Below are 20,567 nucleotides of genomic sequence, written 5' to 3'. Positions count from 1 at the left end.
AAATACAAAACCGCCTTACGATAAAAACCATTCCAACCGTTTTCCTTCCCCAAACAGCAACGCAGCCCGCCATCCGCTTACCTGAAACGCCGCCGGATTTTCCATATAAATGAAAGAAATGTTATGATTTTACAATCTTCCCTATTTCAGACGACCCCATGTGAATGACGTGAAAGGTCGTCTGAAATACATTCAAACCCCACCGAAACGAGACATTCATGACCCTGCAAATCGGTATCGACTTAGGCACGACCAACAGCCTGATTGCCCAGTTCCACAACGGCGAAACCCACCTGATTCCCAACCAACACGGCCATTTTCTGACACCGTCGGTTATCAGCGTCGCCGAAGACGGCAGCATCCTGACCGGCATCGCCGCACGCGAACGCCTCTCCACCGCCCCGACGCTGACCGCCTCGGCGTTCAAGCGATTTATGGGAACGGATAAAACTTTCCATTTGGGCAAGCGCACGTTCCGCGCCGAAGAATTGTCCGCGCTGATTTTGAAAAGTCTGAAAGAAGATGCGGAAGCCTTTTTGGGAGAACCGGTATGCGATGTCGTTTTGACCGTTCCCGCCTATTTCAACGCCATCCAGCGTCAGGCAACGAAAAACGCGGCGCAGATGGCAGGTTTGAACGTCCTTCGTTTGCTCAACGAACCGACTGCCGCCGGCCTTGCTTACGGTTTGCAGGAAAAACCCGACGACACGCGCTTTTTGATTTACGACTTGGGCGGCGGGACATTTGACGTATCCGTACTCGATTATTTCGACGGCGTCGTCCAAGTATCCGCCAGCGCGGGCGACAACCATTTGGGCGGCGAAGATTTCGTCAACGTCTTGCGCCAGTGCTTCCTGAAAAAATGTACGACACTGACGTCATCTGAAAGCGACAAACTGGCGCAAAACAGCGAATTGTGGCAGGTATTGGAAACCGCCAAGCGCAAACTTGGCGAAGAAATGCAGGCGGAAATCCGTTTCCATTACGGCGACACGGTTCACTCCGCCGTCATCAGCCGCGAAGAATTCCAAGAAGCCGCCACGCCATTAATGGGCCGCCTGCGCCAACCGCTGGAACGCGCATTGCGCGATGCCAAGCTGCACCCTTCGCAAATCGACGGCATCATCTTGGTCGGCGGCGCGACGCGGATGCCGATGATCCGTCATTCCATTGCCCAACTGTTCCGCCGCATCCCGCTTGTTTCGGTCAATCCCGACGAAGCCATCGCACGCGGCGCGGCGGTGCAGGCGGCGCTGATTGCGCGTAACGAAAGCGTGGAAGAAGTCGTCCTTACCGACGTGATGCCCTTCTCGCTCGGCACGGAAGCCGGCATGGACATTGGCGACCAATACGTTACCGGACGGTTTTTCCCGATTATTGAGCGCAATATGCCCGTTCCCGTTTCGCGCGTCGAAACTTTCATCACTTCCCACGACGGGCAGAAAGTGATTTTGGTCGATGTTTTGCAGGGCGAGTCCATGCTTGCCAAAGAAAACCTGAAACTGGGCGAACTGTCGGTCAACGTCCCGCCCAAGCCGAAAGGTCAGGTATCGATAGACGTCCGCTTTAGTTACGACGTCAACGGGCTTTTGGAAGTCGACATCAGCAACCGCGACCTGAATCTGCACATGAATCAGGTTTTCCGTCAAAACAGCCAAAGCCTGACGCCCGAAGAAATCCAGGCTTCCCTGATCAAACTCGCTGCCTTGAAAATCCATCCGCGCGATCAGCAGCACAATATCTATCTGTTAGAAAAAGCCAAACGCCTGTATGAAGAGTTCCTCGGCGACAACCGACACATCATCGCTGCGGAAGTGGCGCGTTTTGAAGCTGTATTGGAAACGCAGGACGCAATCGTCATCCAGAGAGCGCAACAGCAATTTAGCGAATTTTTAAACCGTTTCGACGGCGGCTGGCTGCTGTAAGCACATCGCTTTTTTACCGAACACGCCGGACAATCAAACATAAAACTCATTTAAAACAAAAAATTATGCGACATCAGCAAAAATAAGTTGACACCTTCCAACGGCATCCATATAATGCACGGCTTATCGGGTCGTTAGCTCAGTCGGTAGAGCAGCGGACTTTTAATCCGTTGGTCGAGCGTTCGAATCGCTCACGACCCACCAAATTTAAAAAGCTGAGTTGAAAAACTCAGCTTTTTTATTATCTTTCAGATACACGCAAACCAAACCATACGGAAACGCCGTATCGTTTTAAAACTAACCCGCCAAACCATCAAGGTTATCTGAAACGTCGGCAAATATAGTGGATTAACTTTAAATCAGGACAAGGCGACGAAGCCGCAGACAGTACAGATAGTACGGAACCGATTCACTTGGTGCTTCAGCACCTTAGAGAATCGTTCTCTTTGAGCTAAGACGAGGCAATGCCGTACTGGTTTAAAGTTAATCCACTATACAAAACCGCGTTTTCAGACGACCCCGCCAACGCCACTCGGAATCCACATGATCAGCAGACTAACCGGCAAGCTTATCGAGAAAAACCCGCCGCAAATCGTCATCGACGTCAACGGCGTCGGCTACGAAGCCGACGTATCCATGCAGACCTTCTACAACCTGCCCGCCTTGGGCGAAACCGTACAGCTGTACACCCAGCTTGTCGTCCGTGAAGACGCGCATTTATTGTTCGGCTTTGCGACTGCCGACGAGCGGGCGACGTTCCGCCAGTTGGTCAAAGTCAGCGGCATCGGCGCGAAAACCGCGCTGGGCATACTCTCCGCCATGTCCGCCGACGAGCTTGCCCGCGCGGTTGCCGATGAAGATATCAAACGCCTGTCCTCCGCCCCGGGCATCGGCAAAAAAACCGCCGAACGCATGGTTTTGGAACTGCGCGGCAAACTGGTTTCCCATGCCGCTGCCGACGGGCTTTTTGCCGCCGCGCCTGCCGCCGACGAAACGGACGACATCGTCAACACCTTGATTGTGCTGGGTTACAACGAACGCGAGGCAAAAGCCGCCATCAAAGGCATCCCCAAAGGCACGGAAGTCGGCGAAGGCGTTCGCTTGGCTTTGAAAAACCTGTTGAAATAAACATACCCTGCCTTGCCGTCAAAACGCGGCAACCATACAAAAAGGTCGTCTGAAACCCGATTCAGGTTTTCAGACGACCTCTTTTTTACGTCAAACCGCTTACGCGCCGCGTTTTTCCAAAGCGGCTACGGCGGGCAACTCTTTGCCTTCCAAAAATTCGAGGAACGCGCCGCCGCCGGTGGAGATGTAGCCGATTTGGTCGGTAACGCCGAATTTGGCAATCGCCGCCAGCGTGTCGCCGCCGCCCGCAATCGAGAATGCTTTGCTTTGGGCGATGGCTTCGGCAAGAGCTTTCGTGCCGCCCGCGAACTGGTCAAACTCAAACACACCGACCGGACCGTTCCACACCACCGTGCCTGCGGCTTTGAGCAGTTCGGCAAGCGCGGCGGCGGATTTCGGACCGATGTCCAAAATCATATCGTCTTCGGCAACGTCGGCAATGTCTTTTACCACCGCTTCGGCATCGGCGGCAAAGGCTTTGGCAACGACGACATCGGTCGGCAGCGGTACGGAGCCGCCTTTGGCCGCCATTTTCGCCATGATTTTTTTGGATTCTTCCACCAAATCGTGTTCCGCCAGTGATTTGCCGATGGCTTTTCCTTCCGCCAACAGGAAAGTGTTGGCGATGCCGCCGCCGACGATGAGTTGGTCGACTTTGTCCGCCAGCGATTCGAGGATGGTCAGCTTGGTGGACACTTTGCTGCCGGCGACAATCGCCACCATCGGGTGCGCAGGCTCTTTCAGGGCTTTGCCCAAAGCGTCGAGTTCGCCCGCCATCAATACGCCGGCGCAGGCAACGGGCGCGGCTTGGGCGACGGCTTCGGTCGAGGCTTGGGCGCGGTGGGCGGTGCCGAACGCGTCGTTAACGAACACGTCGCACAAGGCGGCATAGGCTTTGCCCAGTTCCAAATCGTTTTTCTTCTCGCCTTTGTTGATGCGCACGTTTTGCAGCATGACGACATCGCCCGCGTTCAGGGCGGGTTTGTTTTCACGCCAGTTGTTCAATACTTTCACGTCTTTGCCCAACAAGTTGCCCAAGTGCGCGGCAACGGGCGCGACATCGTCTTCAGGATGGAACTCGCCTTCGGTCGGGCGGCCCAAGTGGGTCATCACGATAACGGACGCGCCGTTGTCCAAGCAATATTTGATGGACGCGAGCGAGGCGCGGATACGGGTGTCGTCGCTGATTTTGCCGTCTTTGAACGGCACGTTCATATCGGCGCGGATGAGGACGGTTTTGCCCTGCACGTTTTGTTCGGTCAGTTTCAGAAATGCCATGGTGTATCCTTTGTGAAGGTTGGAAACGGAAATGGGAATGTTCTCAATTATCCGCGAACGGGGCGCATCGGTAAAGGCGGGATTTGTCTGCGCTTGATTTGCGTCAGCGGCAGCGGCGATATAAGGTCGTCTGAAAACGTGGTTTGTATGCAGTATAGTGGATTAACTTTAAACCAGTACGGCGTTGCCTCGCCTTAGCTCAAAGAGAACGATTCTCTAAGGTGCTGAAGCACCAAGTGAATCGGTTCCGTACTATCTGTACTGTCTGCGGCTTCGTCGCCTTGTCCTGATTTAAAGTTAATCCACTATAAAAAACCAAAACCTTCCTTTCAGACGACCTCCCGCCGAATCTTTGCTAAACTACACGAAAATACGTTCACATCCTCAAAACTATGCTCACTTACACCCCGCCAGACCCGCGCCAACCTGCCAAAACCCATGAAAAACCCTGGCTCTTGCTGCTGATGGCATTTGCCTGGCTGTGGCCGGGCGTGTTTTCGCACGACTTGTGGAACCCCGCCGAACCCGCCGTCTTCACCGCTGTCGAAGCCTTAGACGCAGGCGAGACGCCGTTGGTCGCCCATGTGTTGGGACAGCCGGATTTTCAGATTCCACCCGTCTATTTGTGGGTGGCGGCGGCGTTCAAGCACCTATTGTCGCCTTGGGCGGCGGACGCTTATGATGCCGCGCGTTTTGCGGGCGTTTTCTTTACGATTATCGGACTGACCGCCTGCGGTTTTGCCGGATTCAACTTTTTGGGCAGACACCACGGACGCAGCGTCGTCCTTATCCTGATCGGCAGCATCGGACTGCTCTCGGTCGCGCACTTCCTCAACCCCGCTTCCGCCGCCTTTGCCGCATCGGGCATGATATTGTGCGGCTTTTCATTGGCGCAACGCCGCGTCATTACCGCCTCACTGCTACTGGGCTGCGGCTGGGCGTTGCTGTCGCTTTCATCGGGCTATCTGATGACCGCCGCGCTGATGTTTTTAGCACCCGCCCTGTTGCTCGATGCGCAATGGCGCGTCAAACGTTATTACCTGACGCTGGTCGGCGCGTTTGCCATCGGACTGCCGCTGTTGACGGTTTACCCGCTCATCTTCTCCAGAACGCAGCCCGAACTCTTTTCCATCTGGCTGCAACATCACTCGCTCGGCGCATTCGGTGGTTTGGGTGGTTTTCAGACGACCTTCAGCCTGTTCTATTACCTGAAAAACCTGCTCTGGTTCACGCTGCCCGCGTGGCCGCTCGCCGCATGGACGTTAAGCCGCCCCCGCATCCGCGAAAAAAACTGGAGCGTATTGTGCATTTCGTGGTTCCTCATCGTCCTCAGCATTCTTGCCGTCAGCCCGCAACGCCTGCAAGACAACCTCGTTTGGCTGCTGCCCCCGCTTGCCCTGCTCGGCGCGGCGCAACTGGACGGACTGCGGCGCGGCGCGGCGGCGTTTATCAACTGGTTCGGCGTCATGGCGTTCGGACTTTTCGCCATTTTCCTGTGGACGGGCTTCTTCGCTATGAACTACGGCTGGCCTGCCAAACTCGCCGAACGCGCCGCCTATTTCAGCCCGTATTACACGCCCGACATCGACCCGATACCGATGGCGGTCGCCCTGTTGTTTACCCCGCTGTGGCTGTGGGCGATTACCCGCAAAAACATCCGCGGCAGACAGGCAGTGACCAACTGGGCGGCAGGCGTTACGCTGGCATGGGCATTGCTGATGACCCTGTTCCTGCCGTGGCTCGACGCCGCCAAAAGCCACGCGCCCGTCGTCCTCCAAATGGAAGCCGCCCTCTCTCCCGAACTGAAACAACGGCTTTCAGACGACCTAGAATGTATCAGCATCGCCAACGAAGACCACCGCGCCCGTATCGCTTGGGCGCAATACAGCGACTTGACACTCCATATCGACGACGCTGCCTGCCGCTACCGTCTGGTGCAGCAGCCTAAAAATACCGATGCGCCGCCGGGCTGGACGAAAATCTGGCAGGGCGCGCGCCCGAGAAACAAAGTGGAAGGCTTCGCCCTGCTGGAGAAAGCGGAATGAATCCGCTAGGGGCGTGAATGGCAAACGTCGTCTGAAAATCAGTTTCAGACGACGTTTTTTCATGAGGATTTGAGTATCAGAAACATCGTTTGCAAGAATACGTCTGACGGGCATTTGATAAACACAAAGGTCGTCTGAAAAACCCATATTCAGGTTTTCAGACGACCTTTTACGCTTCAAATCCCGCGTTATTGCAGACTGTGTTCCAGCGACACGCCTGCCGCCCAGCCGGTTTTGGGGTCTTTGCTTTCTTTGACTACGCCTGAGTTGAACGAGAGGGTCGTGCGTTTGGAGAATTTGTATTCGGTATTGAACGCGAGCTGTTTGTAGTTCTTGCCGGTATCGGAGCGGCCGTAGGCGACGCCGAGTTTGGGGGTGATGTTGCCCATGGTGTAGCCGGCGGTGACTTGAAAATCGCGGGTGTTGGTATTGGTTTTGGTTTCGTCTTCCCAGTGGAATTTGTCGGCGACATTGCGGGCGTACATCATACCGGCGGCGAGGTAGAGATTGTCTTTGTCGTAGCCGACTTTCATGGAATGAACCTGCCTGTCTTTGGTATCGTCAGGCGAACCGTTGCGGGCGTATTCGAGGGCGTAGTGGGCATTGAAGCCGTTGGTCGGGTGTTTATAGTGCAAGCCTAATCCCGCCATCCAGTCGCCATTGCGCTTTCTGTCTTTGTATTTGTTGGCACCGGGCGCGATTTGGACGCGGTAGTTGAAGCCGTTGTCGAAGGTTTTGGATTCGTAGTTCAGGGCGATTTCACGGCCGCCGAAACGGGTCATGCGCCCCATGGTTTGGGTGTGGTTGTTGCCGTTGAATGCGTCTTGTTCGCCGGTCAGGTAGTGCATGGGGGTACTGAGCCAGCCGGCGCGGACAGTACCGAAATCGCCGCGCAGGCCGACATAGGAGTCGTCCGTACTCCAGCCGTTGTAGTCGAAGGCGACGAATGAATTGACGCCGTAGATGAGCTTGAGGTCTTTGTCGAGTTTTTCACTGCCCATAATCCAAATGCGGCTGTTGTTGTCGGATATATCGGTAGCGGATTGGCCTTTGCCGTTGCGTTCGTGCTCGATGGAGGTAAATATCCGTCCGCCGATTTTGGCTTCGTTATCGGATGCGAACGCGGGAACGGCAAGCGGGACGGCAACCGCAATCATCAGCAACTTCTTCATTTTATTCTCCTTTTGTTTGATTTTTCTGAACTTTTGTTTCAACAGGGTTTTATACTATTTTAGGCTTGCAAAAAAATCAATATTTTTGTAATCGCTTGTAACTTTTATTTTCAAAAATGTTTTTTATGGCGTTTTTTTGTGTTATCTTGCAAACCAATTCCAAGAACAGGCGGATTTTTTCAGATATTTATAGAGAATAAATCTTTTTATCCGCCTAAATTCAGAATATTTCCCTATTTTGTAGTCGTATGTAATTTTTTATTTCTGCAAGACTCAAACCTGAGGGGAGATAAGGAAAAGAGGAGAAACAACGTGCTGCCGACCAAACTTTATTCCGTATCGGCTTTATCGCTTGCCGTGGTGCTTGCGCTGTCGGCGTGTCATCGCGAAGTCAAGCCCGCGCCCGAATTCAAACGCAGCGAATACAATAAAATCGTCATCAGCAACGCAGTCGAACCGAGTACGCTCGACCCGCAAAAAAGCTCGGATATGGCGGCGGGCGCGATTATCCGTCAGATGATGGACGGCTTGGTCAGTACGGATGCCGAAGGCAAAACCATTCCCGCGTTGGCGTTGAAATGGGAGCCGTCGGACGAAGGGCGCGTTTGGACGTTCCACCTGCGCGATGCGAAATGGAGCAACGGCGACCCGATTACCGCCGAAGATTTCGTTTACAGCTTCCGCCGCCTCGCCGATCCCGAAGTCGCCGCGCCTAGCAGCAGCTATTTGGAAGACGCGAAAATACAGGGGGCGGCGGAAATCCTGCAAGGCAAGGCGAAGCCGGATACTTTGGGCGTCAAGGCTTTGGACGAGAAAACGCTGCAATTCACGCTCACCGCGCCTGTGCCGTATTTCCCCGACATGCTGATTCAGCAATTCACCTATCCCGTCCACCGCGCCACGGTCGAGAAATTCGGTGAAAAATGGACGCAGCCGGGCAATTATGTCTCCAGCGGCGCATACATCCTCAAAGAATGGCACGTCAACAGCCACATCACCATGGATAAAAACCCCGCTTATTACGACAGCAAAAAAGTATCCATCCCGCGGGCGGTGTTCCTCGCCAGCGGCAAAGAATACGACCGCTACCGCGCCGACGAAGTGGACGTTACCTACGGCATCCCTTCCGACCAGATTAAGATTGCCGAGAAAGAATTTCCCGGTCAGGTTCGGCGCGCGACTTTGCTGTGTTCTTGGTTTTTAGAGCCGAACTTGGAATCCGCCGAATTTAAAAATCCCAAAGTCCGCCGCGCGCTCAACCTGCTGACCGACCGCGCCATCATTACCAAGGTTGCCGCACGCGGCGACAAGGAAGCGTTCCAGCTTACCCCGCCGAATATGCAGGGCGGCGGCGAGTCTGCGCCTGCGTGGAAGCCGCTGAAACGCGAAGCGCGTATTGCCGAAGCAGAAAAACTCTTGCGCGAAGCGGGTTATAGCGAAGAGAAACCGTTCGAGTTCCAAATCGTCTATACCACCAGCGAGGCCGCCAAAAAACAAATCACCGCGCTGCAATCCATTTGGAAGGCGACCGTGCCGTTCGTTCGCCCCACGTTGATGAACGAAGAATGGAAAACCTTCTTGGACAAGCGCATGCAGGGCAATTTCAGCATGGCGTTCGCGGGCTGGTGTTCCGACTACAACGACCCTGCGGGCATGCTCAATATTTTCAAATCCAACAATCCGAACAACGCCTTCCATTACAAGAATCCCGAGTTTGACAAGCTGATGAACAGCACGCTCGAAGCGGGCATTTCCGCCGAAGAACGCGCCCGCCGCTACGTCAGCGCCGAGGCGATGCTGCAACGCGACGACGCCTTTATCCCGCTGTATCACCAAGTCAGCATCAATCTGGTGAAACCCGACATCCAAGGCTACTCCGACCGCGACCCGCTGAAAAACTATACTGTTAAGAATTGGTCGTTTGCACCCAAGAAGTGATTTGATAACATAGACACGTTTTTCAGACGACTTCCCCGTACACTAAATTGAAGAGGTCGTCTGAAACCGCGAAACCCTATTGGAGAATCCCGTTCATGAATACCGTATCGAATTACCTGTCCGCATTGCGCGAAGCCATGAAGGCGCAAGGCTTGGACGCACTCGTCATCCCCTCCGCCGACCCCCATCTTTCCGAATACCTGCCTGCACACTGGCAGGCGCGCCGCGAATTGTCGGGCTTTACCGGCTCGGTCGGCACTTTCGTCGTAACCGCCGATGAAGCGGGCGTGTGGGTGGACAGCCGCTATTGGGAGCAGGCGACCAAACAGCTTGCGGGCAGCGGCATCGAGCTGCAAAAAAGCGGGCAAGTTCCGCCGTACAACGAATGGCTCGCGGCAAACCTGCCCGAAAACGCTGCCGTCGGCATCCCTTCCGATATGGTCTCGCTCACCGGCAAACGCACTTTGGCGCAATCCCTAGCCGCCAAAAACATCCGCATCGAACACCCCGACGACCTGCTTGATCAAGTGTGGACAAGCCGTCCCGCTATCCCCGCCGAAACCGTGTTCATCCACGACCCCGCCTACGTCTCCGAGTCCGCCGCCGAGAAACTCGCCCGCGTGCGCGCCGTCATGGCAGAAAAAGGCGCGGATTACCACTTGGTTTCCTCGCTTGACGACATCGCTTGGCTGACCAACCTGCGCGGCAGCGACGTGCCTTTCAACCCCGTTTTCGTGTCCTTCCTGCTTATCGGCAAAGACAACGCCGTCCTGTTTACCGACCAAGGTCGTCTGAACGCCGAAGCCGCCGCCGCGCTGCAAACCGCCGGCATCACGGTCGAACCTTATGCCCAAGTTGCCGACAAACTTGCGCAAATCGGCGGCGCGCTGCTCATCGAACCGAACAAAACCGCCGTCAGCACGCTCGTGCGCCTGCCCGAAAGCGTGCGCCTTATCGAGAGCATCAACCCGTCCACCTTCTTCAAATCCGTCAAATCCGAAGCCGACATCGCCCACATCCGCGAAGCGATGGAACACGACGGCGCGGCGTTGTGCGGCTTCTTCGCCGAGTTTGAAGACATCATCGACAACGGCGGCAGCCTGACCGAAATCGACGTGGACACCATGCTCTACCGCCACCGCAGCGTACGCCCGGGCTTCATCTCATTGAGTTTCGACACCATCGCAGGCTTCAACGCCAACGCCGCCCTGCCGCATTACAGCGCGACACCTGAAAGCCACAGCACCATCAGCGGCAACGGTCTGCTGCTCATCGACTCCGGCGCGCAATACAAAGGCGGCACGACCGACATCACCCGTGTCATCCCCGTCGGCACACCGACCGCCGAACAAAAACGCGACAACACCCTCGTTCTCAAAGCCCATATCGCGCTTGCCGAAGCCGTGTTCCCCGAAAACATCCTCTCGCCGATGATAGACGCCATCTGCCGCAAACCCCTGTGGCAGGCGCAATGCGACTACGGACACGGCACCGGACACGGTGTAGGCTATTTCCTCAACGTCCACGAAGGTCCGCAAGTCATCGCCTGCGCCGCCGTTCCCGGCCCGCAGCACGCCATGAAAAAAGGCATGGTTACCTCCATCGAACCCGGACTCTACCGTCCCGGCAAATGGGGCATCCGCATTGAGAACCTCGCCGCCAACCAAGCTGTTGCCAACCCGCAGGAAACCGAGTTCGGCAGCTTCTTGTACTTCGAAACCCTGACCCTCTGCCCCATCGACACCCGCCTGATGGACACCGCCATGATGACCGACGGCGAAATCGAGTGGGTCAACCGCTACCACGCCGAAGTCCGCCGCCGCCTCGAGCCGCTGACCGAAGGCGCGGCAAAAGCATGGCTGATCAAACGCACCGAACCGCTGGCGCGTTAACCGCAAAGGTCGTCTGAAAAAGGCCGTAGCGTGGGCTTTGCCCACGAGAAACACCAGCAAAAAGGTCGTCTGAAACCAAAAATCCGATTTCAGACGACCTCCGAAACAAACCCAAAACGCAGGCTTCCGCCCGCGACTGCCACAATAAAAAACCGTCCGAAATCCTATTCTAAAGTTTTCAGACGACCATAAAAAAAGCAAAAGCCCGCACACCCAAAAACCAAGGGCCTGACTACAAAGAAGAGAAACCATCCCAAGCGTCCGAACACCCGTTCAGACCGCCTTCCCGTATTCAGGCATATTCCGACCCACCACGCCCCGAGCAGGTACGATATGCTGAAATTCATCATCCGCCGCATACTTTCCGCCATCCCCACCATGCTGGTACTGATTACCGTCTCATTCTTCCTGATGCGGCTCGCACCCGGCAGCCCCTTCACCGGCGACAAAAACGTACCGCCCGCCGTACTGGCCAACATCGAGGCCAAATACCACCTGAACGACCCGATGTACCTGCAATACTTCAACTATCTCAAACAACTCGCCCACGGCGACCTCGGCCCCTCGTTCAAATACAAAGACTACAACGTCAACGAGCTGCTCGCCCAAGCTCTGCCCGTCTCCGTCGAACTGGGCGTGTACGCCTTCATCGTCTCCACCGTTTTGGGCGTACTCATGGGCACCATCGCCGCGCTCAGGCGCAACACATGGGCGGACTACACCATCATGACCGCCGCCATGACCGGCATCGTCGTCCCCAGCTTCGTCAAAGCCCCCATCATGATTTTCATCTTCGCCATCACCCTCAAATGGCTGCCCGCCGGCGGCTGGAATGACGGCTCGTTGACCAGCCTCATCCTGCCCGTCGCCGCCCTCTCCATCGGCTATGTCGCAGGCCTCGCCCGCATCACGCGCGGCGCGATGATAGAAGTGTTGAACAGCCCCTACATCCGCACCGCCCGCGCCAAAGGGCTGTCCATGAACAGCATCGTCCTGCGCCACGCACTGCGTCCCGCCATGCTGCCCATCCTCTCCTATCTCGTTCCCGCCTTCGTCGGCATCATCACCGGCGCCATCGTCATCGAAAGCGTCTTCGGACTGCCCGGCATCGGACAACTCTTCGTCAACGGCGCGCTCAACCGCGACTACGGCATGATCTTGGGACTGACCATCCTCGTCGGCGTACTGACCATCGTCTTCAACGCCGTACTCGACATCCTCTACGCCCTGATCGACCCCAAAATCCGCTATTAAAAGCAAAAAAGGTCGTCTGAAAACCGGTTTTGCCGTTTTCAGACGACCCCCGAACAAAAAACGGAGAACACCATGCTATTCAACAAGAAAAATTCCCGCGCCATAGCAGAAGCCGCCGAACAGGCACAAGTACACGGACGCAGCCTGTGGCAGGACGCATGGCGGCGTTTCAGCAACAACAAAGCCGCCCTGTGCAGCGTCTTCATCCTTGCCGCCATTATCCTCTTCGTTATCGCCGTCCCCTGGGTCAGCGCCTACACCTACGACCACACCGACTGGGACAACATGCAAATCCCGCCTTCCTTCGCCACCCGCCACTACTTCGGCACCGACCTGCTCGGACGCGACCTCTTTACCCGAGCCGCCGCCGGCGGACGCATTTCCCTGCTCATCGGCATTGCAGGCGCACTCGTCGCCGTCGTCATCGGCACGCTCTACGGCGCGCTCGCAGGCTTCTTCGGCGGCAAACTCGACTCCGTCATGATGCGCCTGCTCGAAATCCTCAACGCCTTTCCGTTTATGTTTTTCGTCATCCTGCTGACCACCTTCTTCGGGCGCAATCTCTTACTCATCTTCGTCGCCATCGGACTCGTCTCATGGCTGGACGTCGCCCGCATCGTCCGCGGTCAAACCCTCAGCCTCAAACACAAAGAATTCGTCGAAGCCGCCCGCATCACAGGCGTATCCCGACGCCGCATCGTTACCCGCCACATCATCCCCAACGTACTCGGCGTCGTCATGGTTTACGCCTCCCTGCTCGTACCCGGCATGATCATGTTCGAATCCTTCCTCAGCTTCCTCGGATTGGGCGTACAAGAACCCAAAACCAGTTGGGGCTCCATGCTCCAAGAAGGTGCAGCCTCCATGGAAGCCGCCCCGTGGCAGCTCCTCGTCCCCTGCTTCTTCCTCGTCGCCACCCTCTTCTGCTTCAACTTTATCGGCGACGGCCTGCGCGACGCACTCGACCCCAAAGACCGCTGACACACACCACGAGGACACACCCATGAACACCCCGTTACTCACCGTCGAAAACCTCGACATCCGCTTCCAACTCCACGAAAAAACCGTCCACGCCGTGCGCAACATCAGCTTCAAAGTCGCCAAAGGCGAAACCCTCGCCCTCGTCGGAGAATCCGGTTCCGGCAAATCCGTTACCGCTATGTCCCTCATGCGCCTCCTGCCCGAAAACACCACCCGCTACGGACAAGACTCACGCATCACCTTCGACGGCACATCCATCCTCGACGCAGACGAAAAAAACCTCCGCAGCCTGCGCGGCGGACGTATCAGCTTCATCTTCCAAGAGCCCATGACCTCGCTGAACCCCTTCATGAAAATCGGCACCCAGCTCACAGAAGCCCTGCGCGTCCACAACAAAACCATCACCCGCAAAGCCGCCCGCGAACGCATCCTCGACCTCCTCAACCGCGTCGGCATCCGCGAAGCAGAACGTCGTCTGAAACAATACCCCCACGAATTCTCAGGCGGCCAGCTCCAGCGCATCATGATCGCCATGGCGCTGCTCAACGAACCCGCCCTGCTCATCGCCGACGAACCCACCACCGCCCTCGACGTCACCATCCAGGCAGAAATCCTCGACCTCCTCCACGACCTCCAAAAACAAATGGGCATGGCGATAATCTTCATCACCCACGACCTCGGACTCGCCGAACACTACTCCGAAACCGTCTGCGTCATGAAAGACGGCGAAATCGTCGAGCGCGGCAAAATCAAACAAGTTTTCGCCAACCCGACCCACCCCTACACCGCCCAACTCATCCACTCCGTCCCCAAAGGCATGAAAGACCCCGTAGAAGGCAACCCGCCCGAGCTCATCCGTGCCGACGGCATCGACGTCCACTTCACCCTCAAACACAACTTCTTCGGCAAACCCCTCAAAACCTTCCACGCCGTCAAAAACATCAGCCTCGCCATCCGCCAAGGCGAAACCCTCGGCATCGTCGGCGAATCCGGTTCCGGCAAATCCACACTCGGCAAAGCCATCATGCAAATGCTCCCCTACCAAGGCAGCATACACTTCGACGGCAGCGACCTCGCCGCCCTCACCCCCGAACGCGCGCGCCAGCTCAAAGCCGAACGCCAAATCGTCTTCCAAGACCCCTACGGCTCACTCTCCCCCCGCCTCACCGTCGGCGAAATCATAGGCGAAGGCCTCACCGTCCACCGCCCCGAAATGACCAAAGCCCAGCGCACCGAACTCGTCCTCAAAGTCCTGGACGAAGTCTCCCTGCCCGCCGACGCGCTCAACCGCTACCCGCACGAATTCTCAGGCGGACAACGCCAACGCATCGCCATCGCCCGCGCCCTCATCCTGCGGCCCAAGTTCATCCTCCTCGACGAACCCACCTCCGCCCTCGACCGCTCCGTCCAAATCAAAGTCGTCGAACTGCTGCGCGGACTCCAAACCAAATACGGACTGACCTACATCTTCATCAGCCACGACCTCTCCGTCGTCCGCGCCGTCAGCGACAACGTCGCCGTCATGCAGCACGGAGAACTCGTCGAATACGGCAGCGCAGACCAAATCTTCCACCACCCGCAGAAAGACTACACCAAACGCCTCATCAACGCCGCCTTCGACCTCTGACCCAAGGTCGTCTGAAATCAAAATGTAGCGTGGGCTTCACCCACGAATCCGCCTAACGTCAAAAGATCGTCTGAAAACCCACTTTCAGACGACCTTCTTTCATCCCCGCCCCATTCATCTCCCTCCCTTACAAAACCACCCATACAACATCTTTACCTCTTATCCTCCGTTGTTTATCCTACCTGTCATTTTGACTTATATTCAGACTTTCATCATAAACCCATCCAAACCGTCATGGCTGACCGCTAGTTCTATCCCGTTCTTTCTCTGCCATGTTTACCCAAAAGCTATTCGAAAACAGACAAACCTGCTTTTGCCATCTTATCCAGAGGAGTTAAAAAGTGTCGAAAGGTAAATATTTAATTTTTATCGCAGTTCTATTTCTAGCCTCATGTATCGTTTCTTTTAATGATTATGAGTTGCAACCTAAAAATTATGTGATCAACAAAGATTTTAATGAAATCGTGTTTGATATAGATTTTATTAATACTAAACAAGAAATGATAAATAATTTACAAAAAGCATATACACATCATGCCAATTGTGAAAGTGTTGAAAAAACACATGATGCAAAGTTATTTAGTAAAGTAGAGTTATTTGGATTTATTCTTGGTCCAGAATATAGTGAGCTAAAAAATAGTCAGACTGATAGTTTGACAGGAAGTATTCACTTGTGCAGATACCATAACTCATCTGATTGTATACAGGAAAAATTTAAACAAAAAAGATATACATTTAAATGTGTAGCTGCATTCTATGAGGGAATGGATCGTGGTTATCGATCCAAGCCTTTTATCATCGACTTTGATACACGGATGCTTAAACAACAGCCGTAGTAAGCACTAATATTTAAGCAACTGGTCAGCTTCGTTCATCGTCATTTTACGCAAAAGTAATTCGAAAACAGACAAACCTGCTTTTGCCATCTTATCCAGAGGAGTTAAAAAGTGTCGAAAGGTAAATATTTAATTTTTATCGCAGTTCTATTTCTGACCTCATGTATTGTTTCTTTTAATGGTTATGATCTGCAACCTAAAAATTATGTGATCAACAAAGAATTTGATGAAGTTGTATTTGATATGGATTTTATCAATACAAAACAGGAAATGATAAATAATTTAAAAAAAACAAATCTACACCACGCTAATTGCGAAAGCAGCGAACGAACATATGTTGTAGATTTATTGGGTTTTGTTGATTCAGAATCTAGTGATATAAAAAATAGCCAGAGTGATAGGTTGACAGGAAGTGTACGATTATGCAGCAACGATGACCGATTTAATTGTGTACAGGAAAAATTTAAACAAAAAAGATATACATTTAAATGTATAGCTGTGTTCTATGAAGGAATGGAGCGTGGCTATCGATCCAAGCCTTTTGTCATCGACTTTGATACACGAACACTTAAAAAAGAACTGTAATCCTAGATTGGGCTGAACCCAATATTTTTAGCGATTTGAAGGTGTCATTGTTCTACGTCCAACCTACTTACCAATCTACTTACCCTCTTTCTTAAAGGTTACATCATGAAATCTTTGATCATATCTATAATCCTGTTTTTTTCATCCAGTTTTTGCATCGGACAGGAAATTCAATCTATTAAAAATGAGGATAAATCATGTGATGATCAGAATTACAAATTAAGCCTTTTCAAAACGAATGACGCTTTATTTTCGGCATCACGCTGTATCACCATTCATCATGAAGAAATAGACGAAATCAACGGAATAGATGGAATAGAAGAAATAATCTATAACAGTATAGTGGTTAATGGAAAAAATATGAATTAAAAAATTTTAGAAAAGAGAATAGTCCAAGTAGGAAAATCAACTTGGAAGCAGTGAGCGTGTATAAGGATAATCGCCATCCTCCATTGCTTATTACTCTATTTTCAGAGGAATTTTGTTGTTACCCTCAACCTGAGGGTAAAGATTATACGATTCATTTATATAAAATTTATAAAGGCGAAGAAAATAGTGAACTACAACTTACATCTGTAGATCATATTCTAGGTAAAAATGTTTCAGGATATGATGGTGGTACTGATGTAAAAACGAAATTTAAATTGAAAAATATCAGAGAAATAAAAAAATATTTAAATAAGAAGAAAGCACTTCTTAATTAATCCATTGAGCAAGTACAGATTGAGTTGAAATCCAAAATTGATAAAGGTCATCTGAGCCTTTTCAGACGACCTTCTTTTGAAGTGGAATCATGTTTAAAAAATTTGCTCTAATAACCATTTTGTTAACTATAATTTTTTCTTATTTTTATTTTAGATATGGCGCATATTGCCATTATAAAGAAAAGACTTTACCTAGTTATCAAGTTCCTAGCGATGGAGACCAATGTGAAAGGTTTAGCGTAAGTGAAAATAAAAAAATTGTTGTTTGTTTGGATAGTATAGGAAATTTTTTGAGCATAGACGGCCTCAACTCCGGTATCTATTTATATGATGCCCAAGGTAAATTACTGTCTTTTTATTATCTCTATAATGAGGTTTGGCTAGGAATGCCATTAGACTTGAACTTAGATGAAGAAGGTATATTCGATTTAGGTCTATATGCTCAAGCAGAATCCTTTTCTATAAACCCATCTATTTCCCATAGGATAGAAGCAAAATTTATTGATAATTTATGCCATAAATAAAATTTTAATCTATATTATTTTATATAATTCAATTACTTAAAAAGCAGGTGGAAATCTGCCGGTATTTTTATCCTTAAATAATATTGTTTCAATCCCCAATTGAAGTAGTTTTGAAATAATAGGCAAAGTTTATGAAAAAGAAAAAAATAGTGAAATGGTTTGGTTTCTTTATATTGATATTTGGGTTAGTTGAGTATTGGCGAATAACGGGGATGGGAGAAGAGATAAAAAATCTCTCTGTGAATTGCCAGATGCAAGAAAAAGGCATACTTGTTTAGAAAGTAAAAATAAGTTATAGATTATGAATAAAAAAATTTTAATGGTTTTATGTATCTTTTTATTATGTTTTTTTTATAAAAATCTCCACCCTAAGGTAACATATTTTTACTATAATGAAGGTAAGCGCACTAGTATTACCTTAATTAGGAGTGATGGTAGTAAGGAATACTTGCGTCCTTTTTTTACTAATAATGTAACTTTTTATTTTCCATTCGATTGGTCATCTGAGCCAGATGGTATTATTTTAATATCAAAACATGACACAGCTATCTTTTTAAAAGAAGATATAACCTTTTGTACCATGGAAATTTACCTGGATGAAAATCAGAAAATTTCCGATGTTAAACAATATGATGGACTTTGTATTAAACCGTAGATATTCAATATTTGTAAAGTGTATTGAAAGACGAATTTTTCGCCACTGTCGCAGGCTGCACTTTGGCAGCTGCCATCGGAAAATACCGCATGCCTGGAAATAAATTGATTGTAGAAAGCGTTTATCTCTATATCCGAGATACATTTGATTTTCTTAACGATAATGGCGGAGATCAATACCTAGGGCATTGGAATCATACAGGATTTGATGTGTTTTATAGCCATCAGCTTTCAGATAAGAAAAATAAGATTATAGATGAAAAACATGAGGCTCGGAGGGTAGCCTCAGCCTATATAGCAGCGCCCCCTTCTCTTTTCGATTCCAAGCCGGAAGACCGTTTCTACCCAGTTAGGAACAGCCATTTCAACAAATGGCGAGATTTAAACAGACTAGGAGGGGATCTGCTGATATTTTCATCTTTGAAAGAATATCGTTGTGACCCTCCAATTGAGGTAGTTTTGAAATAATAGGCAAAATTTATGAAAAAGAAAAAATAGTGAAATGGTTTGGTTTCTTTATATTGATATTTGGGTTAGTGGAATATTGGAGAATCAAGGATATTGGAAAGGAAATTAATAAGCTGGATATAAATAGCGAATGCTATCAGAATAATGACTTTATTGAATATAACAATTATTCTTGTGGATTTTATTTTATAAACAAAATCTCAAAAGGATTATCTGATGATAAGGAATATGAGTTTTGTGAAACCAGACATAGCAGAGAGAAAGAAAAAGTTGAAGAGATAATTAGATTTAAAAATAAATTATTACAGGATCAAAAGACATTACAAAATAGAAAAATCTTTGCCTGTAGAGGATGGAATGGTTTTAGGACAGCAATCTTTATTGCCGATGAAAAGGATAATTTGCTCTACTATTATCGAGATACATCCCCATTTGGCACCGAATGGGTTCCTGAAAATTTTGCAAGACCCTCTATCGATGATGAATATATCGGCTGGAGTGGCGGACCTGACGGCGGTCCTGTTGCGCCACTGCATCCCAACCTCCTTCAACGCATAGATGCAAAAATTATCCAGTGGCTGGTTGAATTGTTTTATTAAGCAGAAAGAGCTCCTCCCCCTTTGAACCTTTGGTTTTCTAACCTATCATGAAAAAAATAATTCTCCTAATATTGCTTTGCGTGTTTCCCTTTGTGATACATGACTTCATTACTGAACAAAAACGACAAATCGTCATCCATAATTCATCTCCTTATTGGCTGCAAGTTAACGTTTCTAGAACGTATGAAAATCAGACTGAGGATGAAGCAATGAAAAATTACTGGGGTTTCAATTTAGAGAAGAATGAATCTTCCCCGATCTACTTCTCATATAATAAAAAAAATATTAATGAAACCCTCTATCTTGGTTTTTCTTTTTTCCAGCCAGATAATGATGATGTATTCTATACAGATGAATCTGTACCAACTCCAAAGCAGAAGTTCATGGAAATTCATCGCGACTCGGGCGATTTCTGTGAGAGGCATATTTATCTTGGGAGCAGTGGAGAGATAATTAAAGATGAAGTAGTTAAGGGATTTTGCTTGGGGCGATTATTGAGTTAAATCCTTCCTTATTTGAATCCTTGACTAAGTTTCAAGCAAGTACAGATTGAATTTATCAAGGTCGTCTGAAAACCTCCATTCAGGCGACCTTTTTACCGTTTATCCCATTTGCTTTACCGGCAATGACATTCAAGTTACTATACAAACCTCATTGTCATCTTTAAATTCAACGCCATGACTGCCCGCCAATCCTATCATCTCACCTTCGCCCGTTTCTCCCCCTCCCTCTCCGTCAAATCCTTCACCGCCTCCGAAGCCGCCAACACCGCCTACCGCGTCGAAATCACCGCCACCTCCACCGATTCCTCACTGCCGCTGTCTTCCTATCTCAACCAGCGCGCAGCGTTTGAAATCCGTCCGCAGGAGGCCGTATTGTCCGAAGTCGCCGCCGCTTTTTCAGCCGGTTCGGACGACGCTCCGGCGAAACAATGGCAGGGCATTATTACTTCATGCG

At 50.8% G+C, this 20,567-nt stretch carries 21 protein-coding genes and 1 tRNA gene; 20 read left to right on the top strand and 2 right to left on the bottom strand.

Annotation, left to right across the window (positions count from 1 at the left end):
- Window positions 1-218 precede the first annotated feature (218 nt).
- From AAG834_RS10135 to ruvA, 3 genes are all read left to right on the top strand, one after another.
- A complete protein-coding gene (locus AAG834_RS10135; RefSeq protein ID WP_342032044.1) occupies window positions 219-1,925 on the top strand; it encodes a molecular chaperone HscC in 1,707 nt (568 codons plus the stop codon).
- 128 nt (window positions 1,926-2,053) lie between these two features.
- Window positions 2,054-2,129 (top strand) — tRNA-Lys (locus AAG834_RS10130).
- 339 nt (window positions 2,130-2,468) lie between these two features.
- Entirely contained in the window at window positions 2,469-3,053 is a 585-nt protein-coding gene (gene ruvA / locus AAG834_RS10120; RefSeq protein WP_342032043.1) for a Holliday junction branch migration protein RuvA, read from the top strand.
- A gap of 99 nt (window positions 3,054-3,152) precedes the next feature.
- Here the strand turns inward: ruvA and AAG834_RS10115 are convergent, their stop codons facing one another.
- Window positions 3,153-4,331, bottom strand: coding sequence for a phosphoglycerate kinase (locus AAG834_RS10115; RefSeq protein WP_342032042.1), 1,179 nt, complete (start codon window positions 4,329-4,331; stop codon window positions 3,153-3,155).
- Between the two features lie 392 nt (window positions 4,332-4,723).
- On the opposite strand from AAG834_RS10115, the gene AAG834_RS10110 reads away from it, so the two are divergent.
- Window positions 4,724-6,376, top strand: coding sequence for an ArnT family glycosyltransferase (locus tag AAG834_RS10110; RefSeq protein WP_342032041.1), 1,653 nt, complete (start codon window positions 4,724-4,726; stop codon window positions 6,374-6,376).
- A gap of 188 nt (window positions 6,377-6,564) precedes the next feature.
- Here AAG834_RS10110 and AAG834_RS10105 read toward each other — a convergent pair whose 3' ends face one another.
- Window positions 6,565-7,548, bottom strand: coding sequence for a porin (locus AAG834_RS10105; RefSeq protein ID WP_342032040.1), 984 nt, complete (start codon window positions 7,546-7,548; stop codon window positions 6,565-6,567).
- A 312-nt stretch (window positions 7,549-7,860) separates the two neighbouring features.
- Between AAG834_RS10105 and AAG834_RS10100 the strand changes: the two genes are divergently transcribed.
- The 16 genes from AAG834_RS10100 to AAG834_RS10025 all read left to right on the top strand — a co-directional run.
- A complete protein-coding gene (locus AAG834_RS10100; protein WP_009312660.1) occupies window positions 7,861-9,486 on the top strand; it encodes a peptide ABC transporter substrate-binding protein in 1,626 nt (541 codons plus the stop codon).
- Window positions 9,487-9,581: 95 nt separating this feature from the next.
- Window positions 9,582-11,378: an aminopeptidase P family protein gene (locus AAG834_RS10095; RefSeq protein WP_342032039.1), complete on the top strand. Its 1,797-nt coding sequence runs from the start codon at window positions 9,582-9,584 to the stop codon at window positions 11,376-11,378.
- A gap of 333 nt (window positions 11,379-11,711) precedes the next feature.
- Window positions 11,712-12,632, top strand: coding sequence for an oligopeptide ABC transporter permease OppB (gene oppB / locus AAG834_RS10090; RefSeq protein WP_342032038.1), 921 nt, complete (start codon window positions 11,712-11,714; stop codon window positions 12,630-12,632).
- Between the two features lie 72 nt (window positions 12,633-12,704).
- Window positions 12,705-13,613 (top strand): oligopeptide ABC transporter permease OppC, encoded by a 909-nt coding sequence (gene oppC / locus AAG834_RS10085; protein ID WP_049231158.1) that lies wholly within the window; start codon window positions 12,705-12,707, stop codon window positions 13,611-13,613.
- 22 nt (window positions 13,614-13,635) lie between these two features.
- Window positions 13,636-15,240: an ABC transporter ATP-binding protein gene (locus AAG834_RS10080; protein ID WP_342032037.1), complete on the top strand. Its 1,605-nt coding sequence runs from the start codon at window positions 13,636-13,638 to the stop codon at window positions 15,238-15,240.
- Window positions 15,241-15,581: 341 nt separating this feature from the next.
- Window positions 15,582-16,076, top strand: coding sequence for a hypothetical protein (locus AAG834_RS10075; RefSeq protein WP_342032036.1), 495 nt, complete (start codon window positions 15,582-15,584; stop codon window positions 16,074-16,076).
- A gap of 111 nt (window positions 16,077-16,187) precedes the next feature.
- Entirely contained in the window at window positions 16,188-16,661 is a 474-nt protein-coding gene (locus tag AAG834_RS10070; RefSeq protein WP_342032035.1) for a hypothetical protein, read from the top strand.
- 105 nt (window positions 16,662-16,766) lie between these two features.
- Complete coding sequence (locus AAG834_RS10065) at window positions 16,767-17,030, top strand: hypothetical protein (protein ID WP_342032034.1); 264 nt, start codon at window positions 16,767-16,769, stop codon at window positions 17,028-17,030.
- Between the two features lie 41 nt (window positions 17,031-17,071).
- Entirely contained in the window at window positions 17,072-17,365 is a 294-nt protein-coding gene (locus AAG834_RS10060; protein ID WP_342032033.1) for a hypothetical protein, read from the top strand.
- Window positions 17,366-17,454: 89 nt separating this feature from the next.
- Window positions 17,455-17,889 (top strand): hypothetical protein, encoded by a 435-nt coding sequence (locus tag AAG834_RS10055; RefSeq protein WP_342032032.1) that lies wholly within the window; start codon window positions 17,455-17,457, stop codon window positions 17,887-17,889.
- 131 nt (window positions 17,890-18,020) lie between these two features.
- Entirely contained in the window at window positions 18,021-18,167 is a 147-nt protein-coding gene (locus AAG834_RS10050) for a hypothetical protein (protein ID WP_159070332.1), read from the top strand.
- Between the two features lie 23 nt (window positions 18,168-18,190).
- Entirely contained in the window at window positions 18,191-18,544 is a 354-nt protein-coding gene (locus AAG834_RS10045) for a hypothetical protein (RefSeq protein WP_036493024.1), read from the top strand.
- A gap of 23 nt (window positions 18,545-18,567) precedes the next feature.
- Entirely contained in the window at window positions 18,568-19,011 is a 444-nt protein-coding gene (locus AAG834_RS10040) for a DUF6402 family protein (RefSeq protein ID WP_342032031.1), read from the top strand.
- Window positions 19,012-19,040: 29 nt separating this feature from the next.
- On the top strand, window positions 19,041-19,610 hold the full coding sequence (locus AAG834_RS10035; protein ID WP_342032030.1) for a hypothetical protein: 570 nt from the start codon (window positions 19,041-19,043) through the stop codon (window positions 19,608-19,610).
- 209 nt (window positions 19,611-19,819) lie between these two features.
- Window positions 19,820-20,113: a hypothetical protein gene (locus AAG834_RS10030; RefSeq protein WP_342032029.1), complete on the top strand. Its 294-nt coding sequence runs from the start codon at window positions 19,820-19,822 to the stop codon at window positions 20,111-20,113.
- Window positions 20,114-20,287: 174 nt separating this feature from the next.
- A partial coding sequence (locus tag AAG834_RS10025; RefSeq protein ID WP_342032028.1) for a hypothetical protein occupies window positions 20,288-20,567 on the top strand: 280 nt, incomplete at its 3' end.

This window comes from Neisseria sp. Marseille-Q2251 (assembly GCF_940793045.1).
Lineage (GTDB): Bacteria > Pseudomonadota > Gammaproteobacteria > Burkholderiales > Neisseriaceae > Neisseria.
This window is presented reverse-complemented; position numbering and strand designations above follow the sequence as displayed.